The organism is Alteromonas sp. HB246098 (genome assembly GCF_054890645.1).
In genome coordinates this window covers 818,850-842,342 of the sequence record NZ_JBTZUG010000001.1, presented here as the reverse complement: position 1 = coordinate 842,342, position 23,493 = coordinate 818,850, and the positions used below count along the sequence as shown (strand labels likewise).

The following is a 23,493-nucleotide window of genomic DNA, read 5'->3' as shown; positions in this document are numbered from 1 at the left end:
TACACCAGCCAATTGTCGCTTGTTAAAAACGTTTCCTGAGCAAGTGCGTAAATACACTTAACAATAGGGTTTGCATATACACGGAGAAAGGTTATGAAAGAAGATGTTCGCACTGCCATTGTCACAGGCTCATCACGAGGCATCGGTGCCGAAATCGCTAAACGATTAAGCCAAGAAAACACCCAGGTTGTTGTTAATTACTCAGGGAGTGAAGAGCAAGCGCTAAGTGTGGTGCATGATATCAAGAAGGATGGCGGTATAGCTTGTCCCATTCAAGCGGACGTATCTGATATTACAAGTGTAAAACGTCTATTCGATGAGACTGAAAAGCAGTTTGGTTCGGTCGACATACTCGTTAATAATGCTGGTGTTCTTTCTATGGATGCATTAGCAGATGTGAGTGAAGATACCATTCATCAACATGTGGATATCAATCTTAAAGGCGTCATGTTCACCACGCAGCAAGCAGTTAATCGGCTAAACCAAGGTGGCCGAATTGTGAATATATCTACCTCTATTGTTGGCCTCAAACTAGAGAAATATGGCGTTTACGCGGCGACAAAAGCTGGTGTTGAAACCTTAACTGCCATTACGTCTAAAGAGTTACGGGGAAAAGACATTACAGTAAATGCTGTTGCACCCGGCCCAACTGATACCGAACTGTTTATGAAAGGCAAGTCAGAAGACTTTGTTGAGAAGTTAAAAAACATGGCGCCGTTAGAACGTTTGGGTACGCCAAAGGATATTGCTAATGTCGTTGCCTTTTTATGCAGCGAAGACGGTATATGGATAAATGGTCAAGTCATACGGGCTAATGGTGGAATTGTTTAAGGTCTAAAAAGCATATTGATTTAGTCAAAAAGAAACCCGCGATTAAGCGGGTTTCAATAAAAATTATATGACGCGATATTAAACTAACGTTTTTTAACAACGCAGAATCGTTCGCTTAATTTATATTACTTAGCCACCTGCTGGTGAAGCTTGATCAGATCAGGTAGCTTTTTCGCGTAAATTGCTTTCTTTGTACCCGGGTGAAGTAGTTGGCTTACGAAAGTGCGTAGGAAGCCAAGTACAAAGGTTTGAACGCGGTCAGCATCGGCTTCACTTGGGTTAGCGATAAGCGCTTCTGTTTCCGCTTGTACTTTATGTACAATTGGGTCCATGGTGTCTTTGCCCGCAACAAGGTCGTTACCTGTAACTACACCTTTGCCAAGTAAGTCGCGTACGGCATCGTAAAGGTCGGCAGACACAGCATTAGTTTGCCCCCAATTTGCGATATTGTACTCTTCAGAAATTTTATCTAGCTCGGCAGTTGGATCGCTAGATTTCAATAGGCCTTCAATAAGTTTGTGTGCTTCGGTTTGTTTTACAGGTGTTGATAATTCTGACATGATTTACTTGATGAAATAGTGAAAAGGCGTTTTATAAATACTTTTCCATTTGCTGTCAAGGTGGTTAGTTTTTGGCCGCATTTATTTTCTATATCTATCAATCGGTTACACTTTATCGTGCAGTGAAAGCCGTTTACACATATTCACTAGGTTATTTTCCATGTCATTTGAGTTAGTTTTACGGTGTGTACCGTGAAAGCCATTTTCTTCGACCACGACGGTACGTTAATCGACTCAGAAACGACGCATTTTGAGTTATGGAAAACCATGCTTGCGGATATGGGCAAAGAATTAACATTCGATTATTACCACACGCGTATGGCTGGTATCTCAGTAATGAACAATGCTAGCGATATCATTCGAGACTTTTCGCTTGCTTTAACGCCCAATGAGCTATTTAAGAAGAGAAGGGCGCTCACACTACAGTTTCTACAGTGCCAAGCATTTCCGTTAATGCGTGGCGCAAAAGAAGCCCTTGTGTTCTGTAAATCTCATGGCTTGCGCGTAGCTATAGTAACGGGAGGCGCCCGTTTAGCGGTTGAGAAGACAGTGTCTTTCTATGGTGTAGAAGATATTGTTGAGTGTGTCGTTTCTTCTGATGACGTAGTTAAAGGTAAACCGTCACCTGATTGCTATTTAGCAGCCCTATCCCAAATGCAATTGGCACCACATGAAGTTATGGCAGTTGAAGATACCGAATTTGGTCTGCAAGCTGCCGTTAGTGCGGGAATTAAAACAGTGGCTATACCCACACCCTTGTCGGCTAATCATGATTTTTCTAAAGCAGCGGGCGTGTATGAAAATCTTGAGGACTGGGCAGCATCGCTGCCCCAGAGGTAAGGAGAGCATCGCTGTCAGATATATAAATGGAAGCCTCGCTGCTCTAACAGTAAATAGAGCAGCGATTATGCCGTCATTCGCTTATCTTCTTTCTGCGCATTCATATTCTGTTTCAAACGAGCAGGGAAGGGCAATGTAAGTAAAGGTCGTTTTGCTTTCGCCTCTTTATCTTTAACCTCTTCAATATTCTTCGCAACACGAATATTATCGCTGCCTAACGTTTCGGCTTCGTTCTCTTTGGTAAGTACCGCAGCAGCTTCGCTTTCAAATTGAACTTCTGATGCGCTTTCTGCTTCTAGAAAAGCAATACCTGCCTTTTTGCCTAAGTTGTAATCGTGACGAAGCTGCGCATCAGTGCTGCCTAACAGCTTACTTTGAAGTTTGTTAGGTGCAAAAATTTGAATGACCTCAACCCCTTCTGGTGGATTTTCGATAAACGCTAATTCTTTTTGATACGCATGTTCGTGTTGCAGCAAATAGTCGATAGTTTTTGGGCAGGTACCCGTTGCACACATCACTGCACTTAGCTTTTGTAGCCAAGGTGATTGTGCTTGAAAACTTTTATCAACGGTTCTTATCACCACGATTTTTGTAGCACCGCGGTTATAGGCCTCAGTTACAGGTAAAGGTGCGGCTAAACCACCATCTAAGTAAAAATCGGTATTGGCAGCTTGCTTGGCCTCAATTTCAGTGTGAAGCGGAACACCTTGTTTGTATAACAAGGGCAGTGCGCTTGATGCTTTAATCAATTCAACCCAGTTGTTTTGGCTTTTCATAGGGTTTAGAAAATATGCTTTTCTATCTCTAGCGTTCGTAGCCGTAAACAGTATTTCTCTATCTGCCACGTTGCTTTTAGCAGTATCTAAATCTAGCAAACGGTTCGCTTCTTGGGTTTTATCAAAGTACCAGTCTAAATCGACGATATGTTTGCCCATTAAACCGCGGCCCATCTGAAAGAAACGCTTGTGTCGAGTTAAGCCGCGAATAAGGCGTTTTGCATAGCCTTTTTGACGTGCAACAAAGCTTGTTAAGTTTTGCGAGCCTGCCGATGTGCCAATGAGGATATCGAAGGGGTCGTGACCTGCATCTAACCATGTATCAAGTACACCTGCTGTGAAAATACCGCGTTGACCGCCACCTTCTGCGACTAAAGCAACTTTGCTATTAGCAGAATTTTCAGCGTTACGAGCATTAGTTGACGCAAGTTCTTGACCGAACATGATGACCCTCTATTTGACCATATATAAGTTGACTACTTGGTCTTATTGTAGGGAGATCATTTGTCAGGGGAAAATTGAAAGATTGAATCAAACTAATAGGAAATAACTGATACAAAACGCTTTTTGTTACTAGTGTGTGATTTTTATGTTTACATTTTGATTGTTGCGAAGCAGTCTAACTAAATAGCAGAAAGTTAGGCATTATAGGAAAAACATCAATGGATATCGTGGTGTTAGGCGCGGGTAGTATTGGTTGTTACGTTGCGGGTTGTTTGTTGGCGTCCGGCCCTGCATTCAACAGTTCAAATACGCTTACGCTGGTTGGGCGACAGCGATTATACGACGACATCGTAGCAAATGGCTTGAAAGTTACAGATTGGCAGGGCCGCAATCAAATGATCGATGCTCATCACGTCAATTTTACATTAAATAACGATAGCTTAGCTAATGCAGATATCATTCTACTATGTGTTAAAAGCCAAGATACTAAAAGTGCTGCCAACATAATTAATCAAAGTGCGAAGCCTAACGCGCTTATAATCAGTCTGCAAAACGGTGTGGGCAATGCTGACTTATTACGCCAACATTTAATACACGCAGTCGTTGCAGGCATGGTGCCATTTAACGTTTTTTACAAAGGAAAGGGGCACTTTCATTGTGGTACAGAGGGGAATTTAGCTTTAGAAGATCCCTATAATCACTGTGAAGAGTTGGTGAAGGCGCTTGAAAACGCTTCCCTGCCTGTGACTGTTTACAGTGACATGGCCGCTGTACAGTATGGCAAGCTTATTATGAATTTAAATAACGCGGTCAATGCATTGTCAGGTATACCGCTTAAATCTCAGCTAGGGAACCGTCAATACAGGTTGGTAATGGCAAAAGTATTGTCCGAGGCGCTGACAGTGCTAAATGCCGAAGGAATAAAACCTGCACGTACTGGGAAGGTTATTCCCAAACTTATGCCGACAATCATGAAACTGCCTAACTTTTTGTTTAAGGCGGTTGCTGCTTCGACGCTTAAAATCGACCCCGAAGCACGCTCTTCCATGTATGAAGATTTGATACTAGGAAGGCGTACTGAAATAGATTACTTGAACGGTGAGATAGTTAGGTTAGGCAAAAAACATCACATTGCTACACCAGTAAATAGCCATATTGTTGCACTAATTAAACAAAGTGAGATAGCACAAAAAGGAAGTCCTCACTTACCAGCAAACGCGCTATTGAAAGACTAGAGAGTACAGATGGCCTTTACATAGAAGAGCGCTATATTGCTAAAGAATCATTAAATATTTCATTTTTATGTCACTTTTGTGTCGGCGCTCTTGATTCTTATACTAAAGTATATATCCTGCGCACAAATTTCCGTGATACGTAGTGTGTTTTGCTTTACCAATATCGTTTTTCTTTGTGCCTTATATCAAGTGTTTTTTTAGCGTCATTTTTTTCCTCGGCCGCTTTAGCGATTGAGGTAGACGCCGAGCAAGAGTCTTACGAGACCTCGCCCGCTTACAATGGCGACGGTCTAGTGTTTCAAAGTGACAACAACGGCTTTTCGTTGCGCGCTCGAGGGCGAGTGCAGTTTCGCTATGCCAACCCTGGCATTGGCCAACCAACTGAACTTGCCGACTTTGACTACAACGCTGGAAATCAATTCGGTATTAACAGGGCGCGAGTTAAATTAGACGGTCACATTGCTATGCCGTGGATTAACTACGCTGTGGAATACGATGCCGTCGATCAGCGTACGCTAAGTGCAACCCTCGCCTTTGAAAAGTATGACGCGCTTCGGTTTAAGTTTGGTCAGTGGAAAGTTGAATATTCCAGAGAGCGAAGCGTAAGCAGCGGCGGTCAACAAATGATGGATCGCTCTATCATCAATAGAATATTTACACTAGACAGGCAAATGGGCGCATCTATTTACGGTCATATCGATAACGGCGGCGCTGCTAATTTCAATTACTGGGCAGGTGTGTTTAATGGTTCAGGTCGTGGGGACTATAGTAATCATGATGGTGAGGCCATGTATTCGGGTCGTCTGCAGTGGAATTTTTTAGGTAAAGAAGTCGGTTTTAAAAATAGCGACATTGCACGTTCATCTACTCCGAAAGCCGCGATAGCTATCGCAGGGGCTAAATTTAAAAGTCAATTCACGCGTTTCTCTTCTTCTGGTGCAGGAAATCTAACCAACTTTGATGAAGGTGAAATTGAAGGGCAGTACGATATTCAGCAGTTTTTGATTGACGGCGCATACTTTTATCAAGGCTTTAACGCGCAGGCAGAATATCACGAAAAGGAAATCGTGGACGTAGCGAATGACAACATCAAAACAACATTGCGCGGATATTACGTTCAAGCAGGTTACTTTTTAAATGAGTCATTAAGCTGGTGGCCGAAGCCTTTAGAAATTGCTGTGCGCTATGCTACTTATTCACCTAATACTAGCGAGAAAGACGAAGAGTTTTACGAAAAGTCACTGGCGCTTAATTGGTTTTTTAAAGGTCACGACAACAAACTTACTGCGCAGGTAAGCAGAATTTCTCTTGATCAGTTCGACAATGAAGTCGGCGATAGCACAATCTATTCACTTCAGTGGGATATAAGTTTCTAGCCTTGCACACGGCAAAAACGGCCGTGCTTTGCATTTTCCGTAACGGCTTAACCCAGCGAACAGAGTTATGTCTGTATGGTCGACTCGATAATGATTAGTGCTATGATACTGTCAAATTCGCTTATCGCTAGGCATAACACTCATGCAGGAAAGTACCAAACTTAACTATGTTGAATTTGCATCCCTTGATCTAGAACGTTCAAAAGCCTTTTTCGAAAATGCTTTTAACTGGAGCTTTACTGACTACGGTAGTGAGTATAGTGCCTTTAGTAATTCAGGGTTAGAGGGTGGCATATTCGCAGCGGAACGAGTTTCAAAAGCAGAGAGCGGGGCGCCCTTGTTGGTACTTTATGCCGTTAACATTGCTAAAGCACAACATAATGTAGAAAGCGCGGGCGGAACAATTACTAAACCCTTATTTGACTTTCCCGGTGGGTGCCGTTTTCATTTTGTAGAGCCTGGCGGCAATGAACTTGCTGTTTGGTCTGAGTCGGCTAACTAGAATCATACTCTTTTCTATTGTTTTACGTACATTACGAAGAATACTAGAAATAAAAAACGCCTTACCAGTCACTGGTAAGGCGTTTTATGATTTACTAAGTAAAACTAAGTATTAGTTTTGCTCAAGTACAATGCGCAACATTCTGCGAAGTGGCTCTGCAGCACCCCACAAAAGCTGATCGCCAACGGTGAACGCTGAGATATACTCAGGGCCCATATTAAGCTTGCGAATTCGACCTACTGGGATAGACAGGGTACCGGTAACCTTGGCTGGCGTGAGTTCCTGCATAGTTACTTCACGATCATCAGACACGACTTTTACCCAATCATTGTGTTTCGCTAAGATTTCTTCAATCTCGCTAACTGGTAAGTCTTTTTTAAGCTTAAGCGTAATCGCTTGGCTGTGACATCGCATGGCACCAACGCGTACACAAATACCGTCGATAGGCACTTCACTGCCATTAATACCCAAAATCTTGTTAGCTTCGGCTTGGGCTTTCCACTCTTCGCGGCTTTGTCCAGATGGAAGCTGGGAATCGATATACGGAATTAAGCTTCCTGCAAGAGGAACGCCGAACTGCTCACTAGGGTATTCTGAGCTACGAATAAATTCAGCAACTTGCTGATCGATATCCAATATAGCGGTAGCCGGATCTTCCACTTTGTCTTTAACATTGCTATGAATAGCGCCCATTTGGCTAATAAGTTCACGCATATGCTTAGCGCCAGACCCTGAAGCGGCTTGGTAGGTCATCGGTGATGCCCATTCAACGAGGTCTTGTTCAAATAAGCCGCCTAGAGCCAACAGCATAAGTGAGACTGTGCAGTTTCCGCCGACGTATGTACGAATACCTTTTTCAATGCCACTATCAATTTCTTTACGGTTCACTGGGTCTAGTACAATAATCGCATCGTCTTTCATGCGAAGGGCCGACGCTGCGTCAATCCAATAGCCATTCCAGCCAGACGCGCGAAGATCATCATAAACGGCTTTCGTGTAATCACCGCCCTGACAAGTAATAATAATATCTTGTTTTGATAGCGCCTCGATGTCGTGCGCATCTTCTAAAACACCTGCATCTTTGCCAGCAAAGTTTGGCGCTGCAATACCCTTTTGAGAGGTGGTAAAAAAGGTGGGCTCAATGTGCGCGAAATCTTGCTCTTCTTGCATGCGCTGCATTAATACTGAGCCAACCATACCGCGCCAGCCCACTAAACCTACTTTTTGTTGTGACATTAAATTGAGAACCCTTGTTACTAAAATGAAAAGTACCTCATCATATGTATGTTGAAACCACGCGCAGTACACCACAATTCGAAAATGGATAAGGCTACCTGCATAGCATACATAGGATGGCGAACGCCTCGCTCGAAAGCCGGCGTAATACCTGTCGTTTTTTATTTTTGTTCCCGCAGTCTAAGTGTTATTGAAGTCGCTGGCTAGATGGTTTTTATAAATTATCTATCGCTGATATAAGCATTTTAAACAGTAATAAAACGAAAGCTGTTGATTATATAGATTACATTGAAACTGCTTTAAGCAATGACATCATTATCAGTCTTCTACTTCACTGATAATGTAAACTAAAGCAGGTTGATTGGTATAAGTCGCTTGCATTGAGTTTTGGGCTTTATTTACGGCAGAGTATGAGATGAAGACGATATTGATAACTGGGGCGACTGACGGCATCGGTCTAGAAACTGCAAAAATGTTAGCCAAAGAAGGACATAACCTTTTTTTACACGGCAGAAGCCAAGGTAAATTAGATAATGTTAAAGGCGCATTAGAAGCGCAATTTCCCGAAAGCAGCATCACTGTTCTTCAGGCTGATTTATCGTTGTTCGACGACGTTAAAAAGCTTGCCGTAGAGTTAAAAGCAAATACCGACCGCTTAGACATACTTATCAATAACGCGGGGGTCTTTTCCATAGAAAACCCTATCACTGCTGCAGGATTAGATGCTCGGTTCATGGTTAACACTATCGCGCCCTATATGCTTACGCTGTCGCTTGTAGATGTTATGGATGAGCACAGTCGTGTGATAAACGTCTCTTCTGCTGCACAAGCGCCGGTGAACTTTGCTGCCCTAAGAGGTGAAACTCAACTTTCGGATGGCGCAGCTTATGCGCAGAGTAAGTTGGGTATTACTATGTGGACAGCTTATCTTGGAGAAAAGTATCAGTTAAACGGTCCTAAAATGGTTTCGGTGAACCCCAAGTCTTTATTAGGTAGTAAAATGGTTAAAGATGCCTATGGTATTGCAGGTGGCGATTTAAAAGAGGGAGCTAAGATATTTATTGAAGCAGCACTTTCTGAACGTTTTGCTAACGTCGCTGGCGATTACTTTGACAATGACCATGATACTTTTGCATCTCCACATCCTTTTGCTGGTTACTCAACAAATAGACAAGCATTGATATCGGAGCTTGAAGCAATTATTTCTGCTAATTAGCTATGTTTTTTGGCAGCGCTAAACGCGCGCCACCGACAAATTAGACGCGGTAAGGGGAGTTCCGGCCCCCCTTATACTCATATCCATTATAATGAATCTTCACTTGCTTCAAAAGCGCTCTCGAAATTGTTGGCCTCGAATTTGCTGCTCGAATTTACTTTAGTGCCTTTAGATAATTCCTTACAATGTGTAAGGAATTATAAAGTGCCAATATACGCTTTATGGAAAACGTAGTTCTTGGTATGAACAATTAGAGTGAGAAAAGCATGCAGTACGATAGTCATAACAAATTTGCTACCACTACGGTAATTCTTCATTGGCTGGTGGGATTAACCATTATAGGGTTACTTGCCACAGGCATTTATATGACAGAGAACAATGTCTACGAGCTATTTAGTTGGCATAAGGCATTTGGGTTTCTTGTGCTAATAGTCGCGATAGTCCGCGTTATATGGCGAATGAAAAATGGTTGGCCCAGCCCTGCATCGAACTACAAGCCAATTGAGCACAAGCTTGCATCTATCGTTCATTGGGTTTTGATCATAGCTACCTTATTAATGCCTATTTCAGGGTTGATGACCTCAGTATTGGGTGGTCACGGCCTATCCGTGTTCGGATTAGAAGTATTTGCTCAAAACTTTAGCGTAGATGACCCAGAAAAAACCTTACCGATTAATTATGAGTTATCGAAGTTAGGAGGCACTATTCACTTCTATCTCGGCTATACCGTCATTGTTGCTTTATTGCTACACATTGCTGGCGCACTTAAGCACCACATTATTGACAAAGACGGTACGTTAAAGCGTATGCTGGGCAAAACAATTAATGAATAAAGTGTGAAACACTTAAATTCTTCTTTATAGCGCAGCATTGAGTTAGAAACTCAAAGCTGAAAGGAAAGCCGAGTTAATAAATAACTCGGCTTTTTTTCGTATTAGAAAGGTGCAAAACTATCTTTTAGCGTGTTGGGAACTGTCCACCTCGATTTAGCATCCGCTTTCGACGTCGGCAAAACGCCTCGTGGTATTTGCATACTATCGCCATATAGCCATAGCACCATATTGGTTCTGCTGCCGCCAGTAATTGGCTGCGCGGCGTGAGGTACGCTTCCCCTGTGCAGCATCGCAACACCAGGAGCAAACACTGTACGTGTTACCTTACCCGTTTCCTGATTAAAGAAATCGACTTCCGACCCTTTGAAGGTTTCTCCAGGCACGTTTAGATTTACGTTCATTGTCGCGGCGGACGCATCAGTATGCGGGCGAAGCGACGTATCCATACCTTCTTGGTACTGAATTGAAAAGCCAAAGGTTTGGCTATCAAACCCCATGACCTCAGGGAACAACAAGCGAGATACTGGACGCATGTATTTTTCAATAAGCACGTTATAAAAGTCTTGGAAGGTTGGCGCTGCTAAATACCCTTCAGAGCGTGCATCTAGCATACCGCCGTTGCGATTCAAAGCAATACCGTATGGAGGGCGAAGGGGGATACCGGCATCAGCAACACCGTCTAAGTAATTGCGCAATAATTGCAGCTTTTCAACATCGAATAGCTGGGCCTGGTATACACCTGGTAATACTTCCTCCCACAAATTTGCCACCGCTTGTTCTTTAGCGGGGTCTTCCCACGCTAGCGTGACGGCATTGCGAAGCGGTTCGCTTATCAAATTTTCGTTTACCCACTCAGCTAATTGCTCGTTTTGCACATCCCATTCTTTCCATGCGGCTTCCAATAGTGAGCGGTTTTTATCCCAAAATTGCTGTACAGATGGTGCTCGTTTAAGCATTTCATCTCTTGACGGAAGGGTAAGTGCACGCGCTTTTTGCAGCGCTCCCACTGATTCTGTTCCTGCATGTGTGGCTTCTACATTACTTTTTACATCAGACATATTTGCTCTCCAATTTACGGTGTCACGACCAACCTTTATTAGTTCGTTTGGTAGCGTGCCATTCGTTAATTGAAGAATATTTCACTTTTAAAACTAGAAAAATACGTTATTTATTGAGTCAGTATTTAGTTTATTTTGATAATGGTGTGTTCTCAGCTTTAATCGCGCTTGTCATTGCAGAAAACTAACGGTCAGTTTATCGGTCACTTATTTATTAACTGCTTTCAGCGTGCGTTGAGTGTTAGCAGTATTTAGATTATCAAGATAATCTAAATACTGCTTCAGTCTGTAAGTGGTTTTTCATATTTTTTGCTACGGGTATAGTTCGCCCGCTAAACGGGTTGGGTAGGTTTCAGAACCCAGTATTCCGGTGATTTTTACTATTTCGAGGGGAGCAATATGAATGCATCTGTAAATTATCATGTCAAAAAACCTTTTATTCAGGCTTTTGAATTTGATGTAGATGGCATAGACGGCAATTTAGTTTCGCCCGAGCTATTTACAACGGATGTTAGCGTTTATGACCTTAGAGAAAGCCAAACAAATACGGTCTTTAATGTTCATGGAATAACCTTTTTAGAAAACCTGAGCCCAGTGGCTTATCCGTTCACGGCTGAACAAGAACAAGTGTACAACAAAGAAATTCAAACATTGCTGTCTACACATGTCAGTGCAAAAGACGTACTCGTGTTTGACCATACCATTCGTAAAGACGATGAAAGCGCATCTCGGCGTCCAGCCAGAAATGTTCACAACGATTACAGCGAAAAAGGAATTCAGCAACGCCTTATTGACTTAGTGGGCGAACAAAAAGCGGCTGAATACAACGAGGGGCATTTTGGCTTTGTAAATATTTGGCGACCGGTAGAAGACACTATAATGTCATCGCCGTTAGGCTTTATTTGCCCAGACTCTATGAACGATGAAGACTGGATGACTATTGCTCTAAAATACCCAGATCGTCAGGGAGAGATTTTGGGCGTGGCGGCAAACCGTCAACATCGTTGGTTCTACAAGTCAAAAATGCAGGTGGATGAAGCTATTATTTTTAATATATACGACAATAAAGGCTTACCTCATTTGGCCCACAGTGCTTTAGATATGAAGGAAGAGGGCGCTCCCGGCAATATCGTACGCAAGAGTATTGAAAGTAGGATGTTGGTTAAGTATTAGGTGGGCTTGCGGCTCGCTAACTCATATCTTCATCGTCTAGTCTGCATTGGTTAGCAAAGATAAGGTAGTCATCAGGTGAGGATATCTTATTTTGTTTCGCTTTATACATGGCGATATCAGCTAGCTTTATCAGAGCATGCAAATTGCGACTTGTTTGAGGGTAAAAAGCCACGCCTACACTCATTGAAACCACAGTAGGCTCGCTTTCGTCATTAAAATAAAAAGGCTGTTTAATGCCAGCATTTACTTTTTCCATAACCCTTTTAACAGACGCTTCATCATCAGCTTGCAGTAACAACATAAACTCATCGCCGCCCCAACGTATGGCAACATCATTTTTGCGTATTTTTTCTTTTAATTGCTCAGCAACAAAAATGAGCACTTCGTCGCCTGCATCATGGCCATAAATATCGTTTACCGCTTTAAAACCGTTAAGGTCAATAAGAGCTAAAGCAAACTGATGTTCTTTTCTGATGAGTTTAGCAACAAGCTTTTCACCACCATTGCGATTGTAGATCCCTGTTAACGCGTCGAAGTCCGCTTGTAGCGCAAGCTTTTGTAGCTCTTGTCTACGACTCGAAATATCGTTTAACGTAAGCTGGTAATAACGTTCATCTTCTTCGGTCAGTAATGGGCTAGCAATAAGTTGAACCCATATAGCACTGTCGCTTGCACTACTTTTTAGCTTGTACTCTCCTGTAGCAAACTCGTTTCGCGCAAAGGCCTCTTTAAGTGCAGATTTCATTGCCACGGGTGTTTCGAACAGTTCGTCTAGCAACTCGCCGTAGCCTTGCTTCATGCCAAGTCCCGTCTTCTCTACTAAATCGTTAAAGGCATCATTTCGAAGCTCTATAGTGCCATTTTCAGCCATTAACACAGTTGCAGTTTTGGCATTCTCGAACAACATTCTAAATCGCTTTTCAAGAAATTCTATTTCTTCTCTTAGCTGACGCTCTTGTGTGAACTGCTCTTCAACCTTGGTCAACAATTGGTTGGTGTCGTAAACGAGTTTACCTATTTCACTGCGCGAGTGATATTTCGGGATTGGGATCCTCTGCGATGTTCCAGGCGTGATTTGGTGTAAAGAGTGGCCTACTCGTAGCATCGGGGAGATAATGATGTAATAGGTGATGAACAAAGCCACAATGCCCACAACCAGTGCTTCAGCGTACAAGGAGTAACTATTGTCGGTACTTATTTTTTCTGCCTGACTGATAATGTATTCAAAGTTTGGATATACGTTAACTTCAGCAAGTGACTCCTCTGGCATAAAGGGGTGTCTAACCACAAATACTCGAGGTTTGGTGTTTTTATTAATCGCTTCACTTACATTTGCCTGATAGTAGAGAGCTTCGCTTTTTATAGAGGCTGCTAAAATTTTGTCAGTTTTAACTAAGCCATTAATAGCCTCTGTGGCCAAGTCCTCATCTTCTAAGAATGCGGCGATGGATGCGGTTGCACTTACGGTTTGATAAAGCTCTTCTATATCATTATTGGCTTCGCTTATTTCGTTTTCATAAGTTGCACGATAAAAGAACTCAGCGGTAGTAAATACCACTATCATTGCCGCTGCGATTAGAAACAGCGAAAAACGAAACCCCAGACCTTGCACGTTAATCAAAACGGTATACTACCTTCATACTGTCGGTCACGGTCGACTCATATACATAGGCTAGCGCCGATTCGTCTTGCTCAAGCCGTTGCTTGATGTCGTCGAGGGTTTGCTCTACCGCAGGAGGTTTGACGCGGCCTGAAAATTTTAGTCGTGACCAATAGGCATTAACCCTTGCAAGAGGAAGGCCCACTAAAGACTTGTAAAACTGACTTTTCAATTCGGAATCGAGTTCTACATCAATAGGCGTGGCTTCTTTTCCATTTGGAAACGCCGAGTATTTACCCATAAATAAATCAATTAAGCCTTTTTTATCCAATACCTGTACATCGCTATTAAAGTTAGTGACAACGACAATTTTTTCTTGCGCTTGCGCCATAAATGCAATGCTTTGCGTTAGAATTGCTAAGGCAATAATTACGGGGAAGCGTTTAAACAGTTTCATGTTCCTCCCCCTAAAAGCTAAAGCTTAACGCGAGGAATAAGGTGTGCGCGACACCGTCTTCATCGTCAACAATCAACCCATCACGTGCACGAAGTCCGGTACCTCTTGCTTTAACGTCAGTGCGTTCAATTTGTGCTTTAAAGGCTAAGTTTTCTCGTAAGTCCCATCTCCAGCCCAATGAAAATGATTGTTGATTATGAGCCAGCGAACTAGCCACCTCTTCAACAAAAAGAACTATCTCTGCAGTGTTCTGGTTGATGGGGAAACCGGGTTGTTCTTCATTTAGAAAGTAAGTGTCGGTATCAGCAAAGGAGTAGAGAGCGTAAAATGTGTGAGGTCCATAAAGGTAACTTAAGTTCAAAAAACCATTAGTTGAAGGTCTTAGCGCAATCGAGTCTGAATCTATATGGGATAGCTCGCCTGATAGTTCCCAATCGCCCAAGAAGCGATTAAAATACACAGAAGTATAATGAATTGAAGCATCCCGTAGGCTTACTTCATCTGAAAATTTAAGTGCGCCCGCCCAAAAAGGTTGTAATTGAGCGACTGCCGCTGCCACTACCGCAACGTCATCGTTGTCGTTTTTAGCTTCAGTCTGAGTGTGCTTTAGCGCTACGCTCCAGTCAAAAGCAACAAATTCAATGCCTAGTGAGCGTAAGTCGTTAAATGTTATTGGGTTATAGTCGTTACTGGTAAAGTCACTTTCGCCGCTACCCCAAAAGCCCTTCACTGACAAATTGAAGTCGCTAAAGGGAGTGGTGTAACTTATGTCGGCACCATCGAAACTCCTAGCAGGCACAATACCGTAAACTTCGGTAGGTACTTTTACCCAAGGGTAAGCGATAGAAACGTCTCTGGTATCACTAAAGTGGAAAATATCCGCGGCTAATCTACCCGCTCTTACCTGCCATGCTGGCGAAATGTCGTAACGCAAAAAGGCCATTTGGGTGATGGAGCCAATATTTTGTTCGTCTTGCTCTCGATAAACAAATTGCCCTACGAAGTCTAGGTTGTCTGATAATGTGTAATCAAGTTGGACGCCAATCAAACTTAAAGGCTTAAACGCAAAGCCGTCTTTTTTCGCAAATTCTGCTTGCGAACGGTCGGTACGAAACTGATAAGTGCGGGTGTCAGCGGTGGCAGTGGCAAGTGTACCAAAGCCGCTAATATCTAACTTATTTTGTTCTGCCGACGTGCAGTTAGCCAACAGCAAGTTGAAGATGGCCGCGAAGAACAAGTACGGCTTTTTCATCATTTTTTACCTAATTTAAAGTCTGTGATAAATGTTGCCTAAAACAATGTGTCGTGACAATTTTACTTTAGTACAAGCATAGTAGAGAAACTAAGAAGTGACTGAAAAATTGTGTTTTTTGTTTAATTGATACCATTTTACACGACTACACCGTTTAGCTTTTGATCCCAATAAGGCGTGCCGCTAAAGCGGTCGGCTAAGAAATCAATAAATGCGCGAACTTTAGGGGCTAATAAACGGTTGCTAGGATACACTGCCCATAGTGCACAGTCGGTAGCAAGCGGGTAATCTTGTAGTATTTGTACTAGCTGGCCTTTCTCTAAATATGGTGAGCTGCACCAGGTAGCAGTAAGGGTTATACCGCAGCCTTGAATACAGGCATCGCGAACCGCTTCACCATTATCCATACGCAAATGATTAGGCGTTTTCACCGATGTAACCCCATGGGCTCCCTTAAAGTCCCACACCTCTAGCCCAGTTAGATTTACTATCTTGTGGTTTTTTAAGTCGGATGGTGTTTCAGGCACACCATATTTATCTATATAGCTTTTGGCGGCGACAATAATACGTTTGTCATCAGCAAGTTTTTTCGCGTGTAAATTACTGTCTTTCAATTCTGCATCGCGAATGGCAACATCAAAGCCACCTTCTACCACATCCAAAATACTGTCGCTGAATCGGAAGTCGATATTTAGCTTTGGGTATTGCTCTAAAAACTCAGGGATCGCAGGTACTAAGTGCATTCGACCAAATGACGCAGGCGCGGTAACGCGTAATGTACCTTGCGGCGTTTGAGCGCCGCTGCCAACAGCTGCTTGTGCCGTTTCGATACTGTCTAGCACTTCTTGAGCATGGGGAAGAAAAAGCTTTCCATCGTCGGTAAGCGATACTTTTCGGGTAGTCCTGTGAATTAAGCGAACACCTAGCGTTTCTTCAAGTTTACCAATGTGCGCACTCGCCACGGCAGGTGAAATGTTTAGCTCACGCCCCGCTAAGCTGATGTTCGCTGTGCTTGCAATACGCACAAAAAGCTTTAGGTGTTCTATGTTCATTTGGATTATCAATAAAATCTAAAAACTGTTTGCCTTTATACACTAATTATCATTTGGAATTCTAGTGTTTATGATTACTTCCGTACTCATACAACAGGCTTTAAAGGAGCTTAATCATGAAAGCGATGGTAATAAACGAATTTGGCGGTTCTGAACAATTTACACAAAACGATATTGCAGAGCCAACCGTAAAGGGCGGGCATGTAGTTGTGCGTATTGCAGCAAGCAGCGTTAATACAATCGACATGATGATTCGTCAGTCGGGAGCTGATTTACCTTTTGCTCCACAGTTACCCAATGGTGTCCTGGGTATGGACTTTGCCGGCACCATCGAAGCTGTTGGTGAGGGCGTAACAGAATACAAAGTAGGCGATGAGGTATACGGCTGTGCTGGTGGCCTTGGCGATTTAAAAGGTTCACTTGCAGAAAAAATGCTTGCCGATGTTCGCCTTATCGCTCACAAGCCTTCGTCTCTTTCTATGAAAGAAGCCGCAGCAATACCTCTTGTTGGTATTACAGCGTTTGAAGGGTTAACTCGTGCATTAACCAGTGAAGGCCAAAACGTATTAATTCACGGCGGCGCGGGTGGAGTAGGGCATATAGCAGTACAACTTGCCAAACATATGAAGGCAAACGTATTTGCTACAGGCGGCTCTGATGAGCAAAAAGATATTATTGAATCTTTAGGTGCCACTTACATCGATTTTCGTAGTGAATCAGTTGAAGATTATGTGAATAAGTATACAAGCGGTAACGGCTTTGACGTGATCTTCGATACGGTAGGCGGCAATAACCTTCAAAACTCATTCGCAGCAGCCAAGTTTAATGGACAGGTGTCCACTACGCTATCTTTATTAGAGACCGACTTGTCACCCGTTCACTTTAGCGGTTTAAGCTTAAATGTTGTGTTTATGCTACTTCCTATGATCCACAACGTGGGCCGAGAAGCCCATGGCGAAATACTTAAACAGCTAGCGAGTATTGTAGATGCTGGTGCGCTTAAACCAATTATAGATGCAGAAAATTTTACTCTTGAGCAGATAGCACAGGCACATAACCGTCTGGCAAGTGGTAACGCTGTGGGTAAAGTCGTGGTTACCGTAGAATAGCTTTAACCTCTGGAGTTTAGGTAAACAAACTTCCCGTAGTGCTTCCCTTAGCACACCCTTCGCCGCAGTAACTTCTACTGCGGCTTTTTTGCTTTTGGGTTTTATATAAAAGTAATGCCTTAGGAATACGAGACCTGTCCACTACGTTCAAATGCTTTATAATTCTTCCGGTAAAGGAGAAACAAACGTGAATGAATATGCTCGGTATTTTAATGGTTACCCCCCAGCTATCGTGGAGCAAGCGCTTCAGCTAATTTCAAACAATCGGTTAAAGACTTATCTGCTAAAAAAGTACCCAGAAGCCCATGACGTAACCACAGACAAGTTGCTGTATCAGTATGCGACTGAATTAAAGAAGCAGTTTTTAAAAAATGCTCCGCCATTTGGGCGCGCCGCGTTTAAAAAGCAAGGGGATATGATAACCAACGCTTTAGGTACGCATACCTACCGTATGCAAGGTAAAACGCGCAAGCACGATTTAGCCATTAATAACGATTTGCTCTATGCGCCAGAGCCACTCTTAAAAGCACTAGTAGTTCATGAGCTGGCGCACTTTAAAGAAAAGGACCACAACAAAGCTTTTTATAAACTTTGCTGTTATATGGAGCCTGATTACCATCAGCTGGAGCTAGATTTGAGGTTATTCTGCGTAGCCGTTGCTATGGGGGATAATCCATACGTTTGACGTAAATACACGAACAGTATTTAGTTAAATATAGACGCAAATAAGGGTATAGGTCTCTCTACTAGACTTCGTCAGATGTCCGATAGAGAGACCACTACCAAATAAGTATTAGCTCTTGCGATAGCTAACTTTAAACAGCAGGCTATAAAGCACGGGTACAGCGATAAGCGTAAGCACTGTGGCAAACGCTAATCCGCCCATAATGGTCACTGCCATATCCGCAAAAAAGGCGTCAAATAGCAGCGGTGCCATCCCTAAAATAGTCGTTACCGCGGCTAATGATACCGGGCGTACACGGCTGATAGTAGCGTCAACAATGGCTTGCCTGATAGCTAAACCTTCCTCTATTTGAAGGTCAATTTCTTCAATAAGCACAATGGCATTCTTAATAAGCATTCCAAACAAGCTTAAGAAGCCGAGTAGTGACATAAAGCCAAAGGGCATATCAGTACTAAGAAGTCCTGTCACAACACCGACCACGGCCATAGGTACCACAAGCCAAATGATAAGTGGCTGGCGCGCATGACCAAATAGCAATACCGAGATAATAAACATGACTAAAAAGCCGGCGGGCAATCCGGCGCCAAGTGCTTTTTGTGCATCGCTAGAGCTTTCAAACTCGCCGCCCCATTCCAGTGAATACCCTGCCGGTAGTTCAATATCTTCAATAAGAGGGCGAATTCTAGCCAAGGCTTTAGCCGCGGTTTCATGATCGCCTGGTTCAGCTTCTACGGTAATGGTGCGCACACGGTCGCGGCGATGAATACGCATTTCTTCGGTCATTAGATCTAGGCCTTGCGACACTTGTGTAAAAGGCACGTACTGTCGCTGCTGTGTAGACCATACTTGCGATTCGCGTATTGACTGAAGTTCGGTATCTTCTGCCTTGCCCATTTTCGCAATAATGTTGTAGGCATAGTCGCCATCTTGCACTGTACCTAGCTGAACGCCGCTACTTGCATACTGTATGGTTTGGCTAAAGTCACTATGTGAAACTCCAGCAATGCCAGCATTGTAATTGTCAAACTGCGTATTAATGGCGAAGCCTTTTTCTCGCCAGTTGTGACGTACGTCTTTCACTTGTCCGTCGGCAAACAGTAAGGCTTTAGCCTCTTCAGCCAAAGTGCGAAGCACTTCGGTATCAGGGCCCGAGAAACGGGCTTCTAATTTTGCCCCCGAACCGGGCCCAAACTGCATGCGCTCCATGTAAAAGCTTGCGTCGAAATCTAGGTCGGTGAGTTTGTCGGCCAGCGCCGACTGAATGGCCGGAATATTGTCCAGTTCATTGGCGCGAACCATGAAAAAGGCATAGTTCTCGTTAGCACTTTTAGGCGCATAAGTGAGGGTGAAACGATCTGCGCCTTGCCCGATAAAGGTGGTGACAGCCGTTACATTTTCCATTTCTAAAATACGCGCTTCTGCTTCTTTGGCAATGACTTCAGTAGCGCGTATATCTCTATCTTGCGGCCCCCAGTAATGCACAAAGAATAGCGGCGCATTTGATGGTGGGAAGAAGCCCTGTTTAACCATTCCAAAGCTTCCATAAGCCACAATGGTGATGACAAATAGCACACCAATAGTGACCCACCGAAGTTTAAGCGCGCCAAGTAACGTGCGTTTGAACCAGCGCTGTGATGCCGAGAGTTCTTTGCCAGTAGTTTGACCAATACCTTTGCGGTAAAAGTATGCGCCCAACACTGGTACTAAGGTAACGGCCAATACCCAACTTATCATCAGTGAAACCAAGACAACGGCAAACAAAGAGTAGAGGAACTCCCCGGTGGCATCGTTGGAAAGGCCGATGCCTGAGAATGCCGCAATACCAATAACGGTTGCGCCTAGCAGCGGCCACTGAGTGCGTTTAACAATAAAGCTGGCAGATTCTTTAGCTGTAGAGCCTGTGGCCATGCGCAGCATCATACCTTCGGCAACAACAATAGCGTTATCAACCAGCATGCCCATAGCGATAACCATAGCACCAAGAGATATTCGCTGAAGCTGAATATCCATTAGCCACATAACCAGGATTGTACCTAGCACGGTTACAAGCAGTACTGAGCCAACAACCACACCAGAGCGCCAGCCCATAAATAAACATAGGGTTAACGTAACAACGGCTACCGACATCACTAGGTTATTAATAAAACCTGTTACAGATTCATCGACCACAGAAGCCTGGTCATAAATTGGGGTGAGCGTAATACCAACAGGTAGCTCTTGAAGTAGCTTTTCCACCTTTGCATTCACTCGTTCGCCCACATCAACAATATTTACGTCAGTGAGGGCTGAGACAGAAAGTGTTAACGCTTCTTCACCGTTGTAGCGCACATGAACAGGCTGTATGTCAGCAGGCTCTAATTTCAATGTGGCAATATCGGCAACTCTAAGTGAACGGTTAGTGCCCGGCACTACTACTGAAAGGTTTGAGATTTCTTCAAGCCTGTCTGGTGCGCGTTCTACAATTAAACGCACATTCTTTTCGTCTACTTTAATCCGGCCGCCGTTAAAAGGCCGTAAGTTATCTTCAAAAAGGGCGGCGAGATCAGGAAAGGAAATGCCCAAGCCTGCCAGCTGATAGGGGTTGATATACGCCACTATCTGCTCTTTTTGAACACCAGTTACATTTACTTTGGCGACCCCTTCTGTAGTAAGTAAGTCACGTCGGATAACCCGTGCAAATTCGCGAAGTTCACGAGTGTCAAAATCTGGTGCACTCAAGGCGTAGTAAAGACCATACACATCACCAAAATCATCGTAGACAATGGGGTCTTGTGCGCCGGTGGGAAGTGAACTAGCTGTGTCGCGAAGCCGCTTTCTTAGCTCATCCCAAATCTGCGGCAATAGATTACTGTCGTAAGTACTTTTAACTTCAACCGTAATTTCTGAAAGGCCGGGTGATGAAATTGACGTCACTTCTTTTAACTGCGGCATTTGCTGAATGGCAATTTCTAAGCGTTCGGTGACTTCGCGCTCTACTTTTTCAGCACTGGCACCAGGGTAGCTGGTGTATACCTTTACTTGTTTAATAGTAAAGGCAGGGTCTTCTAAACGGCCTATCTTACTCATAGCTAAAATGCCGCCTAGAAGCAGAATGACCACCATCAGCCAAATGTTGACGGGCTTATCAATTGAATAACGTGCTATATCCATAAATTACTTCTCTCCTTGGTAAGGAAGTACTTTCATGTCTGCACGCATTTTTGTTGCTCCAGCAGCAACGACTTGAAGGCCCAGTGATATATCGCCTTGGCCTTTACCCTTAATAATCGCGAGTTCGTTTTCTATATGCTTTACGTCAACAGGTGTTTTTACCACCGAACTTGTTTCGTCGTTGTACACCCAAACTGCAAAGCCTGAGTTTTCGTCACCTACAAGGGATCTTACCGGCACAATGAAGCCTTCAGGATATAGGCTACCTTGAAGGCTTACTTTTACTACCGCTCGGGCACCTGGAGTTAGTGGCAACTCTTCACGAGGTTCCATCGCAAATACCACTTCATAGGTTTGCGACACAGGATCAGGCTGTGTTGAGTGCTCTACATAATTTACGGGGTACCACTGGTTGCGATTGGTGGCTAAGGTCGCACTAGCTTGTTTGATCCCACGACCAATATTGGCCGTTAGCAGGCGTTCAGGAACATTGATATTAAAGTAGATTTTTGACACATCTTGAAGGCGAGCAATAGGAGTGCCCGCAGCAACAAAGCTGTTGTTTTCAACAAGGCGTTGTGACACCTTTGCGTCGAACGGGGCATAGAGCTGAGTGTAACTTAAATCTTGCTCTGCATTTTTTAGGTCGATAACCGCAAGCTCATAAGATGTTTTCGCAGTATCGAGCGCGCTTTGTGCAAGAAGCTTTCGTGCAAACATTTTTTCAATTCTATCTAGTTCGCGTTTTGCTTGGTCTAAACGTGTCTTCGACTCTTCCACGCGGCGTTCAAACGGTTTACGGTCGATAGTGGCCAGCAACTTTCCTTTTTCAATATCGCTACCTGTCACTAAGTCGGTTTGAATAAGTCGACCTGAAACTTCAAAGCTTAAATCCACGGTTTTAACCGCCGAAACAACGGCGGGGAAAGTAAACTCATCAAAATCTGGAATGTTGCTAACGGTAGCCAATTTGACATAACGAGGCGCAGATTTTGATTGTTGCTCCACAGGTTCTTCTGAAGAGCATGCACTTAAGGTTGAAACCAATAAAACGCTTAAAAATAGAATGTGAGAGAATCGCATTACGGACATAGGTGTGTGTAATCCATTGTCAGGGTAAATGAAGTATAGACATGAGAACGTTAAGTAGTGACGCTTAAACACAAGCGCGAATAAGCAGTTATTACCCAAAGTAAACTAGTGAGTGCATTTTAGTGCGGTCGCATTGAAAAGTAAACTGTTCGGTGTAAAATGGTTAATCGCAATAACTGGCAAGGCAAAGGGGATTTATTTTGAGAGTTTCGATATGGTAGGCAATACGAGAACGCGTAGCGATATAAAACGCGAAGCCATCATTCAGGCTGCTACTCAGGCCTTTCAAGAGTTTGGCGTAAACGGCACCAGCATGGATAAGCTGGCTGAACTGGCGAATGTGTCAAAGCGCACTGTGTATAACCATTTCTCTACCAAAGAAGAGTTGGTGATGCACTTGGTTACAGAGCAGTGGCAATCAGCAATTCTCAATATAAATCAAGAATACGATAGCGCGCTTCCGATAGGCGAGCAGCTTGAAGACCTTATTTTGCAAGACATTGATTTTATGGTGAGCGAATCCCACTTAGATTTAGCGCGGGTGGCTATTGGCCATTTCTTTTACGAGCCAGATAAGCTAAAAGATGAAGTCGCACAGCTAAAAGCCCAAGAAACGGCAATGCATCGTTTCTTGAAAGATGCTAAAGCAGATAACAGACTCGCTTTTGATGATTTAGACCGGGTTGTTGAGGAAATTGACAGCTTAGTTAAAGGAAAGTGCTTTTGGCCTCAGCTTTTTAAAATTGAAGATACCTTGACCGATAATGACAAAAAAGATGTAGCGAAAAATACCGTCGCGCTCATCCTGAGCCGTTATGCTACGGCGTAGCGGCTGGCTTTTTCAAACGCTTTAAAGCCTACACGGGTTCTGAATACATTACCCTAATGTGCCTCCAACCTAAGATCCATGCAATTTAATACCATTACGACCTAATCCCCTTATAGCGTCGTAACCGACCAGACCGTGCATGAAAAACGCCGATATCGTTATTCTTTTGCGTGCCAAACGGCATTCA

The 23,493-nt window shown here is 43.5% G+C and carries 21 protein-coding genes; 11 read left to right on the top strand and 10 right to left on the bottom strand.

Annotation, left to right across the window (positions count from 1 at the left end; translation table 11 throughout):
- Positions 1 to 93: 93 nt before the first annotated feature.
- Positions 94 to 831 (top strand): SDR family oxidoreductase, encoded by a 738-nt coding sequence (locus ACYTPF_RS03600; protein WP_461851241.1) that lies wholly within the window; start codon positions 94 to 96, stop codon positions 829 to 831.
- Positions 832 to 956: 125 nt separating this feature from the next.
- Here the strand turns inward: ACYTPF_RS03600 and ACYTPF_RS03595 are convergent, their stop codons facing one another.
- Entirely contained in the window at positions 957 to 1,391 is a 435-nt protein-coding gene (locus ACYTPF_RS03595) for a hypothetical protein (protein ID WP_461851240.1), read from the bottom strand.
- 192 nt (positions 1,392 to 1,583) lie between these two features.
- On the opposite strand from ACYTPF_RS03595, the gene ACYTPF_RS03590 reads away from it, so the two are divergent.
- A complete protein-coding gene (locus ACYTPF_RS03590; RefSeq protein ID WP_461851239.1) occupies positions 1,584 to 2,231 on the top strand; it encodes an HAD family hydrolase in 648 nt (215 codons plus the stop codon).
- A 65-nt stretch (positions 2,232 to 2,296) separates the two neighbouring features.
- Here the strand turns inward: ACYTPF_RS03590 and ACYTPF_RS03585 are convergent, their stop codons facing one another.
- The gene (locus tag ACYTPF_RS03585; RefSeq protein WP_461851238.1) at positions 2,297 to 3,451 is read right to left on the bottom strand and encodes a patatin-like phospholipase family protein; all 1,155 of its coding nucleotides are present in this window, start codon (positions 3,449 to 3,451) and stop codon (positions 2,297 to 2,299) included.
- 218 nt (positions 3,452 to 3,669) lie between these two features.
- On the opposite strand from ACYTPF_RS03585, the gene ACYTPF_RS03580 reads away from it, so the two are divergent.
- From ACYTPF_RS03580 to ACYTPF_RS03570, 3 genes are all read left to right on the top strand, one after another.
- A complete protein-coding gene (locus ACYTPF_RS03580; protein WP_461851237.1) occupies positions 3,670 to 4,686 on the top strand; it encodes a 2-dehydropantoate 2-reductase in 1,017 nt (338 codons plus the stop codon).
- A gap of 149 nt (positions 4,687 to 4,835) precedes the next feature.
- Positions 4,836 to 6,062: a porin gene (locus ACYTPF_RS03575; protein ID WP_461851236.1), complete on the top strand. Its 1,227-nt coding sequence runs from the start codon at positions 4,836 to 4,838 to the stop codon at positions 6,060 to 6,062.
- A gap of 142 nt (positions 6,063 to 6,204) precedes the next feature.
- Complete coding sequence (locus tag ACYTPF_RS03570; protein WP_179982845.1) at positions 6,205 to 6,564, top strand: VOC family protein; 360 nt, start codon at positions 6,205 to 6,207, stop codon at positions 6,562 to 6,564.
- Between the two features lie 111 nt (positions 6,565 to 6,675).
- Here the strand turns inward: ACYTPF_RS03570 and asd are convergent, their stop codons facing one another.
- Entirely contained in the window at positions 6,676 to 7,800 is a 1,125-nt protein-coding gene (asd, locus tag ACYTPF_RS03565; protein WP_179982846.1) for an aspartate-semialdehyde dehydrogenase, read from the bottom strand.
- Between the two features lie 415 nt (positions 7,801 to 8,215).
- On the opposite strand from asd, the gene ACYTPF_RS03560 reads away from it, so the two are divergent.
- Both ACYTPF_RS03560 and ACYTPF_RS03555 read left to right on the top strand, forming a co-directional pair.
- Positions 8,216 to 9,016: an SDR family NAD(P)-dependent oxidoreductase gene (locus ACYTPF_RS03560; RefSeq protein ID WP_461851235.1), complete on the top strand. Its 801-nt coding sequence runs from the start codon at positions 8,216 to 8,218 to the stop codon at positions 9,014 to 9,016.
- A gap of 266 nt (positions 9,017 to 9,282) precedes the next feature.
- A complete protein-coding gene (locus tag ACYTPF_RS03555) occupies positions 9,283 to 9,849 on the top strand; it encodes a cytochrome b (RefSeq protein ID WP_461851234.1) in 567 nt (188 codons plus the stop codon).
- 101 nt (positions 9,850 to 9,950) lie between these two features.
- On the opposite strand, the gene ACYTPF_RS03550 is transcribed toward ACYTPF_RS03555, so the two are convergent.
- Positions 9,951 to 10,907 (bottom strand): 2OG-Fe(II) oxygenase family protein, encoded by a 957-nt coding sequence (locus ACYTPF_RS03550; RefSeq protein WP_461851233.1) that lies wholly within the window; start codon positions 10,905 to 10,907, stop codon positions 9,951 to 9,953.
- Positions 10,908 to 11,306: 399 nt separating this feature from the next.
- Here ACYTPF_RS03550 and ACYTPF_RS03545 point away from each other — a divergent pair, with 399 nt between their 5' ends.
- On the top strand, positions 11,307 to 12,080 hold the full coding sequence (locus ACYTPF_RS03545) for a CmcJ/NvfI family oxidoreductase (protein WP_461851232.1): 774 nt from the start codon (positions 11,307 to 11,309) through the stop codon (positions 12,078 to 12,080).
- A 16-nt stretch (positions 12,081 to 12,096) separates the two neighbouring features.
- Here ACYTPF_RS03545 and ACYTPF_RS03540 read toward each other — a convergent pair whose 3' ends face one another.
- The 4 genes from ACYTPF_RS03540 to ACYTPF_RS03525 all read right to left on the bottom strand — a co-directional run bounded on the left by ACYTPF_RS03540 (position 12,097) and on the right by ACYTPF_RS03525 (position 16,441).
- Positions 12,097 to 13,692, bottom strand: coding sequence for a sensor domain-containing diguanylate cyclase (locus tag ACYTPF_RS03540; protein ID WP_461851535.1), 1,596 nt, complete (start codon positions 13,690 to 13,692; stop codon positions 12,097 to 12,099).
- Between the two features lies 1 nt (position 13,693).
- Positions 13,694 to 14,137: a hypothetical protein gene (locus tag ACYTPF_RS03535; protein WP_461851231.1), complete on the bottom strand. Its 444-nt coding sequence runs from the start codon at positions 14,135 to 14,137 to the stop codon at positions 13,694 to 13,696.
- 10 nt (positions 14,138 to 14,147) lie between these two features.
- Complete coding sequence (locus ACYTPF_RS03530; protein ID WP_461851230.1) at positions 14,148 to 15,392, bottom strand: porin; 1,245 nt, start codon at positions 15,390 to 15,392, stop codon at positions 14,148 to 14,150.
- Positions 15,393 to 15,526: 134 nt separating this feature from the next.
- Positions 15,527 to 16,441, bottom strand: a complete 915-nt coding sequence (locus ACYTPF_RS03525; RefSeq protein WP_179982854.1) for a LysR family transcriptional regulator — start codon at positions 16,439 to 16,441, stop codon at positions 15,527 to 15,529.
- Positions 16,442 to 16,557: 116 nt separating this feature from the next.
- Between ACYTPF_RS03525 and ACYTPF_RS03520 the strand changes: the two genes are divergently transcribed.
- Both ACYTPF_RS03520 and ACYTPF_RS03515 read left to right on the top strand, forming a co-directional pair.
- Entirely contained in the window at positions 16,558 to 17,550 is a 993-nt protein-coding gene (locus ACYTPF_RS03520; protein WP_461851229.1) for a zinc-dependent alcohol dehydrogenase family protein, read from the top strand.
- A gap of 187 nt (positions 17,551 to 17,737) precedes the next feature.
- Positions 17,738 to 18,235: a M48 metallopeptidase family protein gene (locus ACYTPF_RS03515; protein ID WP_269916154.1), complete on the top strand. Its 498-nt coding sequence runs from the start codon at positions 17,738 to 17,740 to the stop codon at positions 18,233 to 18,235.
- A 108-nt stretch (positions 18,236 to 18,343) separates the two neighbouring features.
- Here ACYTPF_RS03515 and ACYTPF_RS03510 read toward each other — a convergent pair whose 3' ends face one another.
- Both ACYTPF_RS03510 and ACYTPF_RS03505 read right to left on the bottom strand, forming a co-directional pair.
- Positions 18,344 to 21,385: an efflux RND transporter permease subunit gene (locus ACYTPF_RS03510; protein ID WP_461851228.1), complete on the bottom strand. Its 3,042-nt coding sequence runs from the start codon at positions 21,383 to 21,385 to the stop codon at positions 18,344 to 18,346.
- Positions 21,386 to 21,388: 3 nt separating this feature from the next.
- Positions 21,389 to 22,477, bottom strand: coding sequence for an efflux RND transporter periplasmic adaptor subunit (locus tag ACYTPF_RS03505; protein ID WP_461851227.1), 1,089 nt, complete (start codon positions 22,475 to 22,477; stop codon positions 21,389 to 21,391).
- Positions 22,478 to 22,691: 214 nt separating this feature from the next.
- On the opposite strand from ACYTPF_RS03505, the gene ACYTPF_RS03500 reads away from it, so the two are divergent.
- Entirely contained in the window at positions 22,692 to 23,306 is a 615-nt protein-coding gene (locus ACYTPF_RS03500; protein WP_461851534.1) for a TetR/AcrR family transcriptional regulator, read from the top strand.
- The last annotated feature ends 187 nt before the right edge of the window (positions 23,307 to 23,493 follow it).